The sequence below is a fragment of the Devosia sp. RR2S18 genome, from assembly GCF_030177755.1.
Taxonomy (GTDB): Bacteria; Pseudomonadota; Alphaproteobacteria; order Rhizobiales; family Devosiaceae; genus Devosia; species Devosia rhizosphaerae.
The window spans coordinates 3243080-3259649 of the sequence record NZ_CP126539.1 but is presented as its reverse complement, the minus strand read 5'-3'; the positions used below and the strand labels follow the sequence as shown (position 1 = coordinate 3259649).

The window sequence follows — 16570 nt, the reverse complement described above, 5'->3', positions numbered from 1 at the left end:
ATGTTGTTACGTCTTGGCGTCATCGGCGCCGGCTTGAAAGCTGCCGACTACGCGCAGGGCTGGGCGGCCATGCCGGAGGTGAAGATAGTGGCGGCGGCGGAGGTCAATCCGGCAGCGCTCGATCGCTTCGGCAAAGTCTGCGAAAACGCCGGCGCATCGCCACCACGCCCCTTTGGTGATGCCGACGCCATGCTGGCTGCCATGCGAGGGCAGATGGACGCTGTCTACGTCTCGACGCCGCACGTGTTGCACGGTGCCAATGCCGTGGCGGTGGTGGAGGCTGGGTATGATCTGCTGCTGGAAAAGCCCATGGTCACCACGCAAGCGGAGGCGCTGGCTCTCCAGGATGCGGAGCGCCGCACGGATCGGACGATTGTGGTTGCGTTCCAAGGGGGGCTCTCGCCGCTCGTCCACGATACCCGCGAGCGAGCCCGCCGTGGCGAATTCGGGGACCTCGTCAGCGTCAATGCCGCGATCTGGGAGGGCTGGGCGCACAGCTATGCCGGGCAATGGAAGCAGGATCCCGCCATTTCGGGTGGCGGATTCATGTTCGACACGGGCGCGCACATGATGAACACGGTCTGTATGTTGGCTGACAGTGATTTTGTGCGGGTCGCAGCCTTTGCCAACAATCGCGGGCGAATGGTGGACCTGGTGACCGTCGTTGCAGCGCAGCTCAGCAATGGGGCGCTCGTCACCTTCAATGCCGCCGGCGATGGACCGCAAGGTTGCGCCTCTGCCATCACCTTCTTTTACTCCAAGGTCATCGTAAGGATCGACGCCTGGGGCAAATGGCGGGAGATCGCCGGAGCCCGTGAAGAGGGCGAAACCCGCGATACACCCATCCAGACGTTCATGGCCGTGCGCGAGGGCAGGCACCCCAACCCCTCCACGGTCGCCGATGGCCTGCGCTTCGCCAAACTGTGGGATGCGATCAAGCTTTCGGCGGCGGAAAACGGGAATGCCGTCGCGGTCTAGTGCGCCGCCCCCTTTTGTCCTCCCCTTGCGCTCTTTGCAGAGCATGATATGCCCGCATCGACCATAGAGGCGAGAAATGAACACGTTCAAAGTCACACTTCGATCTGGGCAGATCCTGACGGTTGAGGACCATCGCAGCTTGACTGCCCTCGCCACCCAACTGGCCCATGAGGGCTTTGTGGTGGTTCAGCGCCGCGCCACCGGCTACTCGACCAGCAACACTGAGCTGGCGCTTATGGAGCGCGGTGTCGAGAGTATCGAGCCCGCCCAATAGGTCCGACCGCAGTGCTGCACCGTCGGACCAACCCTCATGCCGCCCGCCCTTTAGCGGGACATGAACACGGGCAGGGTGGGCCCTCGTAAGACGCCTGCCGTAGCGCCGCCGAGGACGAACTCCCGAAGTCGGCTATGGCCATAAGCTCCCATGACCAAGAGGCTCGCCTGTTCTGCCTTGGCAGCGCTTTGAAGATCAGCGCCGATGCCACTGCCGCTCGAATTGGCTTCCACAAGCCGAGCACTCGCGCCATGGCGCTCTAGGTATCGCATCAAGGCCGCGACTGACACCTGCTGGATGGGCTTGTCGGCATTGGCTGTCAGAACGACGACTTCGTTGGCCTTCACGATGAGAGGCATGGCGTCGTAGACGGCACGAGCCGCAGTTTGTCCGCCATCCCAAGCGATAGCGAGCCGATTCAGTGCGGCATCGTATTCTAGTGCCTCTGGAGCCAGGAGCAGTGGACGCCCCGAGCCGAAGAGGATGTCCTCGGCAATCGCTTGCTGGTCGGCGCTGCCTTCCCGCATTGAGATAGCCGTCAGATCATGATGGCGTGCCTGCCGCGCAACGCCTAGGCCGAAGGTTCCAGGCGCGGCGCGCAAGGACACCGTTTCACTCCTGAGCTTTCTAGACTCCGCCTGGAGAGCCGCCAGCAGATCGGCGGCGCGATTTCGGCTCCGCTCTTCTATCTCGACCGCCATTTGGCCCAGCCCGAGCAAGCCGGAACCCCAGTGATCATTGAGGGCGGGAACATCGATCTCGAGTGCACAATAGGTCACATGGTCAGCGAAAGAGCCCAGGAGGTTCGTCAGCTTCGTCAGGGACGCCGTGGCAGCGTCTTCAGGGTAGGTGATGACAGGGACAAGCACATCGGTGAGCACAGCAAGGATCCTCCATTGATAGGGAAGACCTAGCTGAGCTTGAACGTGCTCGCCTTGATCCCAATCAAAAACCGCGCCTAAAGCTGATCCTACTCCGCCGGCTCCGCAGCTCCGACCTGCATTGCCCGCTCAGGCTCGGCTTACTCTTGCGCTCCCCGACTTGCTCAACCATGCGCCTGCCAGCGCAGTGAAACTTCAGAATAGAAGCCGGAGCCGCCGGGATCAGCCCTCGCACTTGCATGTTCATTAACTACCATCATGGCATCAATTCTGGTGCGGAGTATTCTGTCCCGGAACCACCATGTTTATCTTCAACCTCAAGATTTCGGCCAAGGTGCTCCTTGGCGTGGGCGCCTTGCTGTGTGCTCTGCTGATTGTCGGCGTCGTTGGCATCGGCGCACTTAATGAAAGCAACCGCAGGCTCGTGGACATGTACGAGCAGGAGCTGGTGCTTCTGGAGGCGATCGATGATGCCAAGTCATCGCTTTACCGCATTCGCGGCGACTCGTTGGAGTATGTACTGGCGGAGCGCCCAGAGAGCCACACCCGCCTACGCGAGGAGATCAGCCAACAATACGACCGCCTGTTGGCGCGTCTGGCAGAGATCGGGGCCACTCGTCTGTCGCAAACAGAGGCCGAACTGCTTGCCATACTAGAGCGAGACGCCCTTGCATATATTGGTCTGATCGATCGCGACGTTTATGCTCCGATCGCCGCAGGCGACTACGCAGCGGCCGAAGCGTCGGCGCGTGACGCCGGTGCAGACATATTCCGGGAAGCGCGCGAAGCGGCCAACGGCCTGATGGATTATTCCGTAGAGCGGGCGAGCCAGAGGATGGAGAACAGCGCCGCCGAGCACCAATCCGCAATGATGCAAGTCGGCATTGCTGTTAGTGCGGCGGTTCTGGCCGGCTTGCTCATCGTCTGGTTCCTCCACCGGAGCGTGTCACAGCCAATCTCCCGCATGACTGACACCATGACGCTCATTGCGCAGGGAGATCTCGAGCAGCAAGTGCCCTCTGCCGATCGCAAAGATGAGATTGGAGCGATGGCCCGTGCTGTCGAGGTCTTCCGCCAGAACGGCATCAGGGTCAGGGACCTTACCGAGGAGGAAAAAGCTGCCATGGCACGGCGCGCCGCTGAGCGGGCAGCTATGATGCAGGAATTGCAACTGGCATTCGGAGATGTTGTGGACGCGGCTACTGCCGGCGACTTCAGCAAGGAAGTCTCGGCGCAATTTCCCGATGCCGAGCTCAACGAACTGGCTCGCTCGGTGAATAGCCTCGTTCAAACGGTGAACAAGGGTCTGACCGAGACCGGACACGTCCTTGGAGCAATGGCGCAAGCTGATCTAACGCTAAGAGTCACTGGCGACTACAAAGGTGCTTTCCTTCAGCTCAAGCAGGACACCAATGCCGTGGCCGAGAAGCTGACCGAAATTGTTGGGCAGTTGCGGGACACGTCGGGGTCTCTCAAGGTTGCGACTGGCGAGATCCTGTCAGGTGCCGACGATCTCAGCGAACGCACGACCAAACAGGCGGCAACGGTGGAGGAGACGTCCGCCGCAGCCCAGCAACTTGCAGTCACCGTGTCACAAAATGCGACGCGGGCGCAGGAAGCGAGCAGTACTGCGGGTCAGGTGGCAAGAGCTGCTGAGGATGGTGGCGCAGTGATGCAGCATGCCACCCAGGCGATGGAGCGCATTGCGAGTTCTTCCGCAAAGATCTCCAATATCATCGGCATGATCGATGACATCGCGTTCCAGACCAATCTCCTCGCTCTGAATGCTTCAGTGGAAGCCGCGCGAGCGGGAGAGGCTGGGAAGGGATTCGCTGTCGTCGCGATCGAAGTTCGTCGTCTGGCTCAGAGCGCAGCTCAGGCATCCACTGATGTCAAGGCGCTGATCGAGCAGTCGGGCACCGAAGTGCGATCCGGAACCAAGCTCGTGGCCGAGGCGGCCAAAGGCCTTGAAGGCATCGTCTCGTCAGTCCGCACCATGACCGGCCTGATGAGCCAGATTGCAACTGACAGCCAGGAGCAATCGAACTCGATCGATGAAGTCAGCTTGGCTGTTCGGCAAATGGACGAGATGACCCAGCACAACGCCGCACTGGTTGAGCAAACCAACGCGGCTATCGAGAAGACGGAGGCGCAGGCAGTCGAACTCGACCGCATCGTGGACATCTTCAGGATCGGCGCGGCAGGACAACAGCGCTTGGGATCGTCCTCAGCTGCGACCAGAGGTGATCGCGGCAATCCGGTCCAGGCACTGCAGAGAAAGGTGAGGACGGCGGCAACGTCCTTCTCCTCGCACGGCAATGCTGCGGCCAAGATCGACGACTGGACACAGTTCTAACAATTTCGGGGCTGCCAGATGGTGGCCCGAACTCTTCCATCGGTAGGCAGATGACACGGTGGATGTCGGGTCAGCTATCTCAGACGGGCTGCTGACTTGATGACCATTGCCATAGCTACTCCGCCGGCGCTGCGGCTCCGTCAGCCGCCTCCAACTCCCGTTCGAGCCGCGCTTCCTCTTCGGCCTTAGGCTTGCTGAAACGGGCGAGGAGGAGGTAGGCAACCGGCGTGAGATAGAGGGTGGAGGTAGCGGCAAAGCTCAGTCCACCCACCATGACAGAGCCCAGTGCCGATCGCGCCTCGGCCCCAGCCCCTTGCGCAAGCACCAGCGGCAAGCCGCCCAGGATGGTGGCGATCATGGTCATCATCACGGGGCGGAGGCGGATATTGGAGGCTTGCTCAACCGCCTCACGCACCGAGAGCCCGCGATCCCGCAACTGGTTGGCGAATTCAACGATCAGAATGCCGTTCTTGGCCATGATGCCGACTACCAGCACCAACCCGATCTGGCTGTAGATGTTGAGACTGGCGCCCGTCAGCAACAACGCATAGAGCGCCGCAGCCACGCCGAACGGGACCGTGGTCATGACGATGATGGCGCTCCAGATGCTCTCGAATTGAGCGGCAAGCACCAGCAGGATAATCACCAGGGCAAAGCCGAAGGTGATGAAGAGACCATTGGTGGCGTCGCCCAGGGTCTTGGCTTCGGCCATGGGGATGATGGACGTGCCCTCGGGCAGGATCGGGCGCGCGATTTCCAGCAACTCGGTATAGGCATCCCCCAGTGCAAGGCCGCTCTCCAGGCTCGCCGAAACCGGGACAGCCCGCCGCTGCTCTTCGCGCCGGAGGGAGGGCGGTACGGCGGATTCGGTGATGGTTGCGATGGTGGACATGGGGACGTAGCGCCCATCGCCGGTCCGCACAAACAGCGCTTCGAGATCACGCGGATCTTTGACCGGGTTCGCCGTCGAGACCATGCGGACGGTGTAGCTGGTGTCATTGATGAAGACATTACCGACATCAGCGCCGTCGATCATCGCCTGCATGGTCGTGGCAAGGCCGTTGATGTCGATCCCCAGCGCGTCAGCGCGGCCACGGTCGACGGTCAGGGTTAGCTGCGGTTGGGTCGTGTCATAGCTGACCGAGGTGCGCCCGAAGCGGCCATCCTCTTCCAGGCGATCGGCAATCGTTTGGGCGGTTTCGGCCAGGACATCATAGTTGGAACCGACTACGGCGAACTGCAGGCCCGAGCCGCCGCCGCGAATGCCCAGACTATTGCCCTGGGCGACAAAGGCGCGAACGGCGGGAACCTGTGTCAGCAGCTGGTTGATGTCGGCTGCAATTTCCTGCTGCGTGCGTTCACGCTCGCCCCACGGGGCCAGGCTCAGGGTCAGCATGCCGCCTGCCCCCCAGCCCGAGATCACAAAAATGGACTCCACCTCACCGCTCTCGACGAAGGGCTGCAGCAGCCCCTCCACCCGCGTCATCTGCGTGCGCACATAGTCGAGGCTAGCCGTGTTGGGTGCCGAAACGCGCAGCATCAGCTGCGAGCGGTCTTCTGCCGGCGTAATCTCCTGCCGTAGGTTGCCGTAGACGTAGTAGGCCGAGGCGGCAAAGAGCACGGAGATCAGGATCACGACGAGGGGGCTATTGAGCGCCAGCCGCAAGGTCCAGCGGTAAAAGCCGGCAAAGGCACGGCCGACCGCTCCAATGGGGCCGCCGCGGCTGTCTCCGCCCCCCTCCCGCAGCAATCGGGAGGCAATCATTGGCCCCATCGAAAGGGCGACCACCGATGAGAGCAGCACCGCAATGGCAAGCGTGAACCCGAACTCCCGAAACAGCCGGCCGGTTTGCCCCTCTAGAAAAGATAGCGGCACAAAGACCGCCGCGAGCGTCAGCGTCGTGGCGATGACGGCAAAGAACACTTCCTGGGTGCCTAGCATGGCCGCAGCGCGGGGCCCGGCGCCCATATGCTTGCGGCGCACGATGTTCTCGAGCACCACGATGGCATCATCCACCACCAACCCCGTGGCCAACACAAGCGCCAGCAGGGTGATGATGTTGAGTGAGAAGCCCGCAAGATAGATGCCGGCAACAGCGCCCAGCAGGGCGACGGGCATGGCAATGGCTGGCACCAGGGTGGCGCGCCAGTCGAGCAGGAACAGGAACACCACCAGCACTACGATGATCAATGAGGCGAGAAGCGCGATCTGCACCTCGTGCAGCGCCCCTTCGATGAACACCGCGTCGTCGCTCGACACCTTGATTGTGACCGAGGGCGGGAGGCTTTCGTTCAGGGCCGCAACGGCGTCGTGGATGCCGTTGGAAATCTCGATGGTGTTGGATTGGGCCTGCCGCACGATGCCCAGGCCGATGCCGGGCTGCCCGTCCGAGCGCAGGGCGGAGGTGCCGGAGGCGGCGTCGAAGACGACGGTGGCCACGTCGCTCAAAACGACATTGTCGCGCAGGACCAGGCGTTCGAAATCCTCGGGCTGTGTGACTTCAGAGATCGCCCGTACCGAAATATTCTGGTTGGGGCCGTTGATGGACCCGGCCGGCGCATCAAGGGCTATGGTCGAGAGCGCAGTGCGGACATCGGCGACGGTCAAACCGAGACTGGCGAGCTTGGCGGGATCGACGTCCACTTCGAACGAGGTGCTGCTGGTGCCGTAAACTTGCACCTCAGCCACCCCGTTGACCGCCGCCAGCCTCTCGGTGATGACGTCCTCGACCAATTCGCTGAGTTCACCCAGCGTTAGGTCGCTGGCCGTAACCGCCAGCTGAATGACCGCTTGTGCATCGCTATCGGCCTTGAAGATGGTGGGCTCTTCGGCGCCCTGGGGGAGGCCTCGCACGCTCCGGCTCAAGGCGTCGCGGACATCGGAGGTGGCGACGTCGAGATTGGTGCTGTCGGAAAACTCCAGCGTGACGCGGCTGCTGCCGGTGGAGGAACTCGAGGAGATGCCGGTTACGCCCTGAACGCGCGCAACGGCGCCCTCGATCAGGGCTGTCACCTCGCGATCGACAGTCTGCGCGGCCGCGCCTGGAAAGCTGGTGGAAATGGAGAGCACCGGCTGCTCCACGCGCGGTAGCTCCCGCACTTCGGCGCCGAGTAGCGCCGCCAGCCCTGCCACCACGATGAGGGCGTTGACCACCAGAGCAAAAATGGGGCGGCGGACGAAGAGGCCCGCTATGTCGCCGCCACGCTCGTTCTTTCGCGCAATCGACATGCCGTTGCCCCCTAGCTTGCCACTTGCGCGGCTGGCTCGCCGCTCCCGTCCGGACCATCCAAGAGGTTGACCTCTGCCCCCTCGCTTAGTTGCAGCAGCCCCTCGGTGATGACGGCATCGCCCGTTTCGAGATCGGCCCGTACAAGAACCCCATCGCTATTGCGTTGTACGATCTCGGCCATCACACGCTCCGCCTTGCCGGCGTTGTACTTCCAAACATAGGAGCCCTCAGCCGACCAGAGGATCGCCAGCGGGTTCACCGCCGGGTACTGGTCGCCAGGAAAATCCAAACTAACAGCGAGCGACATGCCAGCGCGCAACTCCCCCGCGTCGTTTGGGATTTCGCCCTGCACGCGCAGGGTGCGGCTGCTGGGATCTACCCGGTTGTCGATGGCGCTCACCTCGCCGCGAAATACCTGACCCGGCAAAGCTGTGGGTGAAACAGCGATCGGCATGCCCTGGGTGACCGCTCCGACATAGCGCTCGGGAACCCAGAAATCGACGAGAATGGAGGTGGTGTCATCGACCGTGGTGACGGTGGTCTGGGCTGGCACGTAATTGCCTGGCGTCACCTGGATAAGGCCGACACGCCCCTCGATTGGGCTCAAAATTGTCCGACGGGCCAGTGCCATTTCCGCGCTCCGCAGCTCCAGCTGCGCAGTATCGGCGGCCAGTTGCGCGGCGGTCAGTGCCGTGTTGGCCACCACATTGGACTGAGCCAGTCCGCGGGTTCGTTCCAGCGCTGCATCGGCGTCCGCTGCGGCGAGCTGCGCCCGGTCAAAGGCGATCTGCTCGGCATCGGCGTCCAACCGGGCGATGGTATCCCCGGGAAAGACAATCTGGCCGGGCCGCACCATCACTTCCGCCAGCGTACCGCCAGCCGGTGAGACCACAGTCGCCGACCGCTCGGCGCTGGCTTCGCCGATGGCGCTGAGCCGGTCATTGATGGTTGCGAGGGTAACCGCGGAGGTCACCACATTGGCTTGCCGCATGCCGGGGCCGCGCCCGCCTGGACGTCCGCCGCGGCTCGAGGCGGTGCCTTGTGCGGCTCCGCCATCGGCCGAGGCGACCGCGAAGGGCAGGGTGATCCCCATATTGGCAAGTGTGCTGGTGGAGCCTGGCACAAACCAGACCCAGGCCAAGCCGGCTGCCACAAGAACGACAAGACACGCAGTCAGCTGACGCAGCAATCTATCCACCAAAGACGTTCAATAATGCCCGGGTGCCGGGTGCACGAATGCAGGCCGGCGCAATGCCGCCACCATATCAGCGGTCGCGCGCGTCAGACATTACAATCACGTAACTTGGTAGGGGTGGGCTGCTGCCGTCTAGAGTGGGCTGGGGATGCGGTTTCAGACGATGGTTCGCCTGCCGCCTAGTGGGCGTCGGCTGGCACTACTTCTTCGCTGGAGTCATTTTCCTCGTCGATGGAGACCTGCTCGCTTTCGCTCGTGTCGTCTTCAGCAGGGGCAGCTTCGACCGACGGGAGCGGGGCTTCCATGTGGGCGCGGGTCAGCGTTTCGAGCCAGAGCGCGACCTGTGGCGGAACCTCCGCGCGGCCCAGCAGCCAGTCCATGCAGGTGGAGAGAGGCGTGTTCAGCACTTCTGCGAGCGTTGCACTTGGCCAGTGTAGCGTCTGCAGACACTCCCTGAATCGTTCCTTGTCCATTGATTTCTCCTTCTGCGGAACATTATGCCGGAGCGGCTGACGCAAAGCTGACAATGTCCGCGTTTTGCGTGCTTTCCGAACCCTGATGGTAGTTGTGCTTAGTTGGTCTTGTGCTTTTCGGTTGCGACCGCTTGATCGATGAATGTCTCGATTTCCTCGAACACCGCCCGCACCATGGCTTCCTGCCCAAGTTCCTCGTCGTCGAGGTCCGAGGTGGCCTTTATGGTGACCTGACGTAGTTCGTGGTCGGAGCGTAGCGAGAAGCCGACCTTGAACTCGGCGGCGTTCTCCTCCGTGTTCAGATCGATCAGGAGAGTCTCCACATATTGCACATAGCGCGCCGATAATTCGGTCGTTAGTTCTTCAACGAGCGGCTCCACGCGGCACTCCCAATTGCAGCGTACACCGGTAAACGGCTAAGCCGCCCGCTTGTTCCTTGAACAAGCTAGGTGAATCAGCGGCAGCGCAGAACTGCGGTCGGGGAGGTCAGCCGCACCTCCGGCGCGGGAGACGCCCAAACAGACAGAGACCTGCCGCATGTAGATGCGGCAGGTCTCACGGTCATCAAAAGCCGGGAGAGCTAGACGGCTGCCTCAATCTGTTTATCCCGGGCAACTCGGGCAGCGTCGAGCGCCCGTCTAGCACTGGCTGCAATGCGCCGCTGCGCTCCGGTGACCAGCGGCTTGCTGAACAGTGCGTTCCGCTCTTCTGCCGTCGAGAGAAAGAAGGGGAAGCGCTGCGCCACGCGGGAGCGGATCATGTCCACGCTCGCGCCAAACAGGCATACCGGGAAATGCAGGCCCGGATAGGTACGGGCACTACACAGGGGTTCGGACCCGAATACGCGCTTGTAGAACGCCCCGTGCTCGGGCCGAACCAAGGCCAAGCATTGGCTCGCATTGAAGTGGACCGAAGCCATCGCGGCCATGCGCAGGGTTAGGAATGGGAGTGCCGGGTAGGCCAGGGAAGCTTCGTGGTCTGCGGTGAAACGGCTGGGATCGATGAAGCTCATGCCTTGGTCGAGCATTGGCTCCAGGATGTCGGGGCATACCTTCATGCTAGGGGAGCGCCGAGTCTTTTCCGTCAGGTGATGCAATCGGATCGAGCTCACCAGCTCATTATCGATGAAGACGCCGAAACTCATCCCGTTGGGTTCAGCGTCAAGATCGTCGACGCAGATCTCTTCTGGGTTGTGATCCATGAAGCCTTCACGCGTATAGGCGCGATAGCGCAACTTGTAGATCGGGTCTTCCACTACCCCCGGCTCCACCTGGGCGTAGCTCACGCGATCGAGGACATCCAGCAACGCTCCAGCAAAGCGAGAGGGTGGCCCTGCATCCGCTGCAGCTGCGCTATCCGAGTCAACTAACATGGTCCGCCCCACCAGAAATTGAAGAATGGCGGGATGTTAACGGCTCGTTAACTTTAGTCAAACTGCGCTTGGCGACGAGGTTAACGGCGGCGGTTCACCTGATGCGACGGTTTTCTGTGCCTTGTGTCCTGGACATGGTGGGGCAGCGGGCCTGCAACAGCTTGGTCATTCCTTCAGCGCTCAGGGGCGGTCCATAAACAAAGCCTTGAACCTGGTCGACACTCGTTTCGGCCATGAGCAGTTGCAGTTCAGCGTCCGTCTCCACCCCTTCCATGGTTACGGTGAGGTCGAGATCCTTGCCCAACTGCACGACGTTTGCCAGCAGCCGTAGCGCCTGCGAATCGGTTTCGACATTGGCCAGGAAGCTCCGGTCGATCTTGAGCTTGGTGAGGGGCAACTCCCGCAGGTAGCTGAGGGAGGAGTATCCGGTGCCGAAATCGTCCAGGGCTACGCCCACACCTCGGGCGCGCAGGGCGGCGAGCGCAGCCTTGGCCGCTTCGCGCTCCTCAATAAGGGCAGTCTCGGTGACTTCGATCTCGAGCCGGTCGGGCTTCAAACCGGAATGCTCCAGCGCGCACACCACCATGCTTTCGACATCCCCAGCGCGAAAGTCGCGTGCCGAGATGTTGACGGCGACGGTAAAGCTGTCCGGCCAAGACTGGCACTCACGCGTCGCCATGCACAGTACTTGGCGCGTCAAGTCGGTGATGAGGCCAGCTTCCTCGGCAATCGGGATGAATACCGCTGGGGACACTGGTCCGAGCTGCGGATGAACCCACCGGGCGAGCGCCTCGCAACCCAAGATCCTGTTCTCTCGAGGATCAAAGATGGTCTGGTAGGCCAGTGTGAGTTGCCCAGCCTTGATGGCGTCTCGCAGATCGGCCTTCAACTGCTGCCGTTGATGGTACTCCTGGTCCATGCGGTCGTGGAACTGGACCGTTTGTCCCTTGCCCACCGCTTTGGCAGCATAAATTGCAAGATCCGCCTTGATCATCAACGCGTCAAGTTCATCGGCCGTATCATCGGAGACGACTGCACCAACGCTGACGGCGACGGCAAGCTGCAGGTCTGGGATGAAGAGGTCTTCCCGCATCACCCGCAGCACTTCATCGGCCAGGCCCTCGAGGAATTCTCGCGACGCGCCATCGCACTGAAAGGCAACGAACTCATCCCCGCCGAGACGCGCGACGAGCGCATCGGGGCCCAAGGCCTGCCGCAGCCGCTGCCCAACCTCAGCAAGCACCTTGTCGCCCACCAGATGACCCATGGTGTCGTTGATGTGCTTGAAGTCGTCCAGATCAAAGATCCACAGAGCCGCGCAATCAGGCGCACCAGACACCTGCCGGGCTCGGAGAGCCCGCTGTACCTGCTCAGCAAAGTAGGCGCGGTTGGGCAAGCCTGTCAGCGCATCGTGCCGGGCCAAATAAGTCATGCGCTCCTGGGCCAGCACGCGCTCTGACACATCCTCGAGCAGGAGGACCGTCTTGTCACGGCGAGAGGACACTGAAATCTCGTAGTGCTTTCCATCTTGCAGTGGCAGCACCACCTTGCCGCTGCCACGCATCTGGATAAGGCCCAGAAGATGATCGTGGGCACTCTGCGGAACCTGCCCATTCTCCAGCGCTGCATCCAGCAGTTCCTCGACCGGGTGCCCCACCCAGGCCTTTGCTTCCGCTAGCCGGAAGGCAAAGATTGCGCGTGCATTGGCGACTTCGATACGGCCAGCCTTGTCCAGCATGAGCAGGCCATGCTCGAGCGTAGCCAAAGCGGTGTCGAGCTGGGTCGCGAGAGCCGATGCTGCAATCCGACCATGGATCGCTCGCAGGAAGACGCTGCGAGCATTTCCCGAAATCCGCCGCAAACTTAGGAAAAACGGCAATAGGAGCAGGCTCAGCAGAGCGTAGTAGACGTCGCCAACCAGCAACAGCCCGATGCTCAGCGGCACCGCTATAAACAGCACCTGAATTGTCATCAGGCGATCAATCGCGAAATTGCGCTGCGCAACGCCGACCAAAACCGAAACGGAAACCGATGCCGCAGTAAGCTCGGCGAATGGGTCATCAACCACCCAGAAGCTCACCAAACACCATACGCCATAGAGCAGGGCGATGGCCGCAGCACCGATCGTCGCCCGCAGCTCCCAATGTGTCGCCGTTTGGACATCGGTGTCCGCTAGTTCGACGGTATCGAAGTAGCGCATGTCGATGGCGCGGATCGTACCGATGACAACGAACAGGACCGCTATTACGCCCAGGATCATCGACTGAGACTCGACGCCCGCCACCGCGGCGGCAAGGGCAGAGCCGAAGGCGCCAAACAACATGGACCATCCGTCAGCATAGAGCGAACGGATCATCGACACGTAGTCTGCCGGTGGGAGTGTGCGGTGGGCTGGTTGAATAACTGAGCTACCCCTCATGCTTGCTCCCTCCAGAGCCCGTGCCTGGAATAGATACTCCGCGTGCCAATGATTGGCGCGGCACACAAAGTGCCAGCCAATCGTTGGGATAGATGCTCGTCATAGTTGAGCTTGGGGAGGTAAGCACGGACTCTCCTCGGTTGCCTTTCCAGCTAACGTCTTTGTCCTTAAACCGGGGCCTCTCCGGCGCTGATCGAACCGCTAAATGTCCAGGTAGGGTGAACACCAGGTTAAGGGCGAAGGAACGTTTCTGCCGGATGGATCTGCTACTACGCGATGCCGAAGCTGACCTTGCACCAGGACGCGGTCGCGCTAGCGCGGCACGCATCGAGAGGCTCCTATGACTAAATATGGCGCTGCTATCTTCGATTTCGACGGAACGCTTGCCGACAGTGGACCGTGGTTCTTGGGCATCATCAACGAGGTCGCCGATGTGCATGGCTTTCGCAAGGTAGAAGGCGATGAGATCGAGATGCTGCGGGGCCGTTCCAACCGTGAGATCATTCGCTACCTTGGGGTGAAGACCTGGCAGCTGCCGATCATCGCTCGAGACGTCCGGCGCCGCAGTGCCGAGGATGCGAACCAAATCGGGTTGTTTGAAGGCATGCCGGAACTGCTCGCGCGCTGGAAAGCAGCGGGGATGCAGTTGTCCATCGTGAGTTCAAATGGAGAGGAAACAATCCGCCACGTTCTCGGCGCTTCCGCCGATCTGATCGACTACTACGGCGCCGGTGTCTCGCTGTTCGGCAAAGCTGCCAAGTTCAAAAGCTTACGCCGACACCTGCAACTTCCACCGGGGGAAATCCTCGCCATCGGTGATGAGATCCGTGACGTCGAAGCAGCGCAGACTGCAGGTTTTGCTTCAGCCGCGGTCACCTGGGGCTTTGCGACAGAGCAGGCCCTGCTTGGAGCTTCGCCAAACTTCCTTGCGCGAACAGTAGGCGAACTGGCCGAGTTTGTCGTAATATAGTTCCTGCCAACAGTATCGAGTGGGCGCTAAACTAGGCACCTGCTCTCAGTCGGTTATCGCCGACCCCGGCGAAACAGCCGCTTCATCAGCCAGCCCAGCACCACCGTCTTGAGAATTCGACCCATGATTTGCCTCCTCGGTTGTCCACAGCCAACGCTTCGGTGACCGCCGGGTTGCAAGGCTCTTGGGGGAGATTGGTGCCGCTCATGGCACCAATTAGGCGCTGGTAGCATTTACTGATAGAACGCCGGCGGCGGCTTACCAGCCCCCCATCACGCCGTTAACGGCGACACCCAAACCAAGTCAGGACAATTTTTGCAGGTATCGGTTCGCGACAACAACGTCGAACAAGCCCTACGGGTATTGAAAAAGCGCCTTCAGCGGGAAGGCGTGTTCCGGGAAATGCGGCTCCGGAAGTATCATGAGAAGCCATCAGAGCGGCGCGTGCGCGAGCATGCCGAAGCCGTGCGTCGGAACAGAAAGGCAGCCCGCAAGCAGGCCATTCGCGAGGGCCTGATCGAGGCGCCCAAATCCAAGCGCAGCGCGCCCGTTCGCGCGCCATCCTTGGTCCGCGGCGGCTAAGCTGATTCGGTCGGCTCGCCGAACTGGCGGGCCGCCGAAACGCCGAAACGCTGGACGACAAGAAGGGCTTATTGGAGGATAAGCCCGGGGCGAGGAGGGGACACATGAACATCCTGATAATCGGTGCCGCCGGAATGGTCGGCCGCAAGCTCACCGCAGCTCTGCTGCAGCGTGGCACCATGCGCGGTGAAGCCATCACCAGCATGACGCTGGTGGACATCGTGGCACCGGACGTGCTCGAGGGGAGTTCGATCCCCGTCGCTGCTCTTGCTGCCGACATCTCCCGGCCCGAAGCGGCCCAAGAGCTGATCGTGACCCGGCCCGACGTCGTTTTCCACTTGGCAGCCATTGTCTCAGGTGAGGCCGAACTCGACTTCGAGAAGGGCTACGCCATCAACCTCGATGGCACGCGCTACCTGTACGAGGCTATCCGGCAGGCCAGCAGCGGGGGAGCCTACTGCCCGCGCCTGGTGTTCACCTCCTCCATCGCGGTGTTTGGTGCTCCCTTTCCCGACAAAATCAGTGACGAGTTTTTCGAAACGCCACGGACGAGCTACGGAACACAGAAAGCCATTTGCGAACTGCTGCTGGCGGACTATTCGCGCCGCGGCTTTCTTGATGGCGTGGGTATTCGCCTGCCCACCATCTGCATTCGGCCCGGGCGGCCCAACAAGGCGGCTTCGGGCTTTTTCTCCTCCATTTTACGCGAGCCGCTGGTCGGCAAGGAAGCGGTGCTTCCAGTCGAGGAAAGCGCGCGGCATTGGCATGCGAGCCCGCGGGCTGCAGTCAGTTTCCTGCTGCACGCCGCCGAGATGGATACGGCCGTGCTCGGCAATCGTCGCAATCTCAACATGCCGGGGCTATCGGCAACCGTTGGCGAGCAGATCGAAGCACTGCGCCGCGTGGCGGGTGAGCGCGCCGTGGCACTGATCCGGCGCGAGCCGGACCCGATGATCATCGACATGGTCGAAGGCTGGCCCAAGAACTTCGATGCCTCACGGGCCGAGGCGCTCGGCTTTGCCGCGGAGACATCGTTCGACGAGATCATCCAAATCCACATTGAAGACGAGCTAGGCGGAGACTTGCCCCAATGAAAGTTGCAATTGTCACGGGCGGCGGCTCCGGTATCGGCAAGGCTGTCACGCGTACGCTTCTCGTTGACGGCTTTTCCGTCGCACTGTTCGGGCGTCGGGAGACGGTATTGCACGACGCAGCCCGGTCCATCGATCCAGATGGCGAACGGACGCTCGCGGTGCCCGTCGACATTGGCAAGCGCTCCGCAGTCGAGAACGCTTTCGCTGCCGTGATCGAGCGTTGGGGACGGCTGGACCTGCTGGTCAACAATGCCGGGGTGGGCGCGCCCTCGGTGCCGCTAGAGGACATCACGGCAGAGCAGTGGGATCAGGTCGTCGGTGCCAATCTATCGGGTGCTTTCTTCTGCACCCAGTTTGCGTTCCGCCAGTTCAAGGCGCAGCAGCCCATGGGCGGCCGGATCATCAACAATGGCTCGATTTCAGCCACGACGCCGCGGCCGCAGTCTTCGCCCTATGCCGCGACCAAGCACGCAATCACCGGTCTCACCAAGGCGGCCGCGCTGGACGGACGCCCCTTCAACATTGCCGTGGGTCAGATCGACATCGGCAATGCCGGTACCGAGATGACTGCCGGTATGGCCAAGGGCGTGCTCCAGGCCGATGGGTCGATGGCCGTCGAGCCTACCATCGAGGTCGACCACATCGCCAGAGCGGTGAGCTACATGGCCAGCCTGCCGCTTGAAGCCAACACGTTCACCATGACCGTCATGGCCACGCAGATGCCTTTTGTTGGACGCGGATAGTCA

The 16570-nt window shown here is 61.7% G+C and carries 14 protein-coding genes; 7 read left to right on the top strand and 7 right to left on the bottom strand.

Annotated features, from left to right (window positions below; all coding sequences use genetic code 11):
• Both QOV41_RS16010 and QOV41_RS16005 read left to right on the top strand, forming a co-directional pair.
• Positions 1-978 carry a Gfo/Idh/MocA family protein gene (locus QOV41_RS16010; RefSeq protein ID WP_284577799.1) on the top strand — a complete coding sequence of 326 codons (978 nt, stop codon included), beginning with the start codon at positions 1-3 and terminating at the stop codon, positions 976-978.
• A gap of 76 nt (positions 979-1054) precedes the next feature.
• Positions 1055-1252, top strand: coding sequence for a hypothetical protein (locus QOV41_RS16005; RefSeq protein WP_284577798.1), 198 nt, complete (start codon positions 1055-1057; stop codon positions 1250-1252).
• 50 nt (positions 1253-1302) lie between these two features.
• Here QOV41_RS16005 and QOV41_RS16000 read toward each other — a convergent pair whose 3' ends face one another.
• Complete coding sequence (locus QOV41_RS16000; RefSeq protein ID WP_284577797.1) at positions 1303-2133, bottom strand: universal stress protein; 831 nt, start codon at positions 2131-2133, stop codon at positions 1303-1305.
• A 301-nt stretch (positions 2134-2434) separates the two neighbouring features.
• Between QOV41_RS16000 and QOV41_RS15995 the strand changes: the two genes are divergently transcribed.
• Positions 2435-4489: a methyl-accepting chemotaxis protein gene (locus QOV41_RS15995; RefSeq protein ID WP_284577796.1), complete on the top strand. Its 2055-nt coding sequence runs from the start codon at positions 2435-2437 to the stop codon at positions 4487-4489.
• A 115-nt stretch (positions 4490-4604) separates the two neighbouring features.
• On the opposite strand, the gene QOV41_RS15990 is transcribed toward QOV41_RS15995, so the two are convergent.
• The 6 genes from QOV41_RS15990 to QOV41_RS15965 form a co-directional block, all read right to left on the bottom strand.
• Positions 4605-7718 (bottom strand): efflux RND transporter permease subunit, encoded by a 3114-nt coding sequence (locus tag QOV41_RS15990; protein WP_284577795.1) that lies wholly within the window; start codon positions 7716-7718, stop codon positions 4605-4607.
• Between the two features lie 11 nt (positions 7719-7729).
• Positions 7730-8908 (bottom strand): efflux RND transporter periplasmic adaptor subunit, encoded by a 1179-nt coding sequence (locus QOV41_RS15985; RefSeq protein ID WP_284577794.1) that lies wholly within the window; start codon positions 8906-8908, stop codon positions 7730-7732.
• Positions 8909-9093: 185 nt separating this feature from the next.
• Positions 9094-9387 carry a hypothetical protein gene (locus tag QOV41_RS15980; protein WP_284577793.1) on the bottom strand — a complete coding sequence of 98 codons (294 nt, stop codon included), beginning with the start codon at positions 9385-9387 and terminating at the stop codon, positions 9094-9096.
• Positions 9388-9485: 98 nt separating this feature from the next.
• Positions 9486-9767: a hypothetical protein gene (locus QOV41_RS15975; RefSeq protein WP_284577792.1), complete on the bottom strand. Its 282-nt coding sequence runs from the start codon at positions 9765-9767 to the stop codon at positions 9486-9488.
• A 200-nt stretch (positions 9768-9967) separates the two neighbouring features.
• Positions 9968-10759: an N-acyl amino acid synthase FeeM domain-containing protein gene (locus QOV41_RS15970; protein WP_284577791.1), complete on the bottom strand. Its 792-nt coding sequence runs from the start codon at positions 10757-10759 to the stop codon at positions 9968-9970.
• A gap of 94 nt (positions 10760-10853) precedes the next feature.
• Positions 10854-13115: a putative bifunctional diguanylate cyclase/phosphodiesterase gene (locus QOV41_RS15965; protein ID WP_284577790.1), complete on the bottom strand. Its 2262-nt coding sequence runs from the start codon at positions 13113-13115 to the stop codon at positions 10854-10856.
• Between the two features lie 403 nt (positions 13116-13518).
• Between QOV41_RS15965 and QOV41_RS15960 the strand changes: the two genes are divergently transcribed.
• From QOV41_RS15960 to QOV41_RS15945, 4 genes are all read left to right on the top strand, one after another.
• A complete protein-coding gene (locus QOV41_RS15960) occupies positions 13519-14148 on the top strand; it encodes an HAD-IA family hydrolase (RefSeq protein WP_284577789.1) in 630 nt (209 codons plus the stop codon).
• 315 nt (positions 14149-14463) lie between these two features.
• The gene (gene rpsU / locus QOV41_RS15955) at positions 14464-14730 is read left to right on the top strand and encodes a 30S ribosomal protein S21 (RefSeq protein WP_284577788.1); all 267 of its coding nucleotides are present in this window, start codon (positions 14464-14466) and stop codon (positions 14728-14730) included.
• Between the two features lie 104 nt (positions 14731-14834).
• Positions 14835-15824, top strand: a complete 990-nt coding sequence (gene denD / locus QOV41_RS15950) for a D-erythronate dehydrogenase (protein WP_284577787.1) — start codon at positions 14835-14837, stop codon at positions 15822-15824.
• The gene (locus QOV41_RS15945) at positions 15821-16567 is read left to right on the top strand and encodes an SDR family oxidoreductase (protein ID WP_284577786.1); all 747 of its coding nucleotides are present in this window, start codon (positions 15821-15823) and stop codon (positions 16565-16567) included. The genes denD and QOV41_RS15945 overlap by 4 nt, the downstream gene beginning before the upstream one ends.
• Positions 16568-16570: the final 3 nt, after the last annotated feature.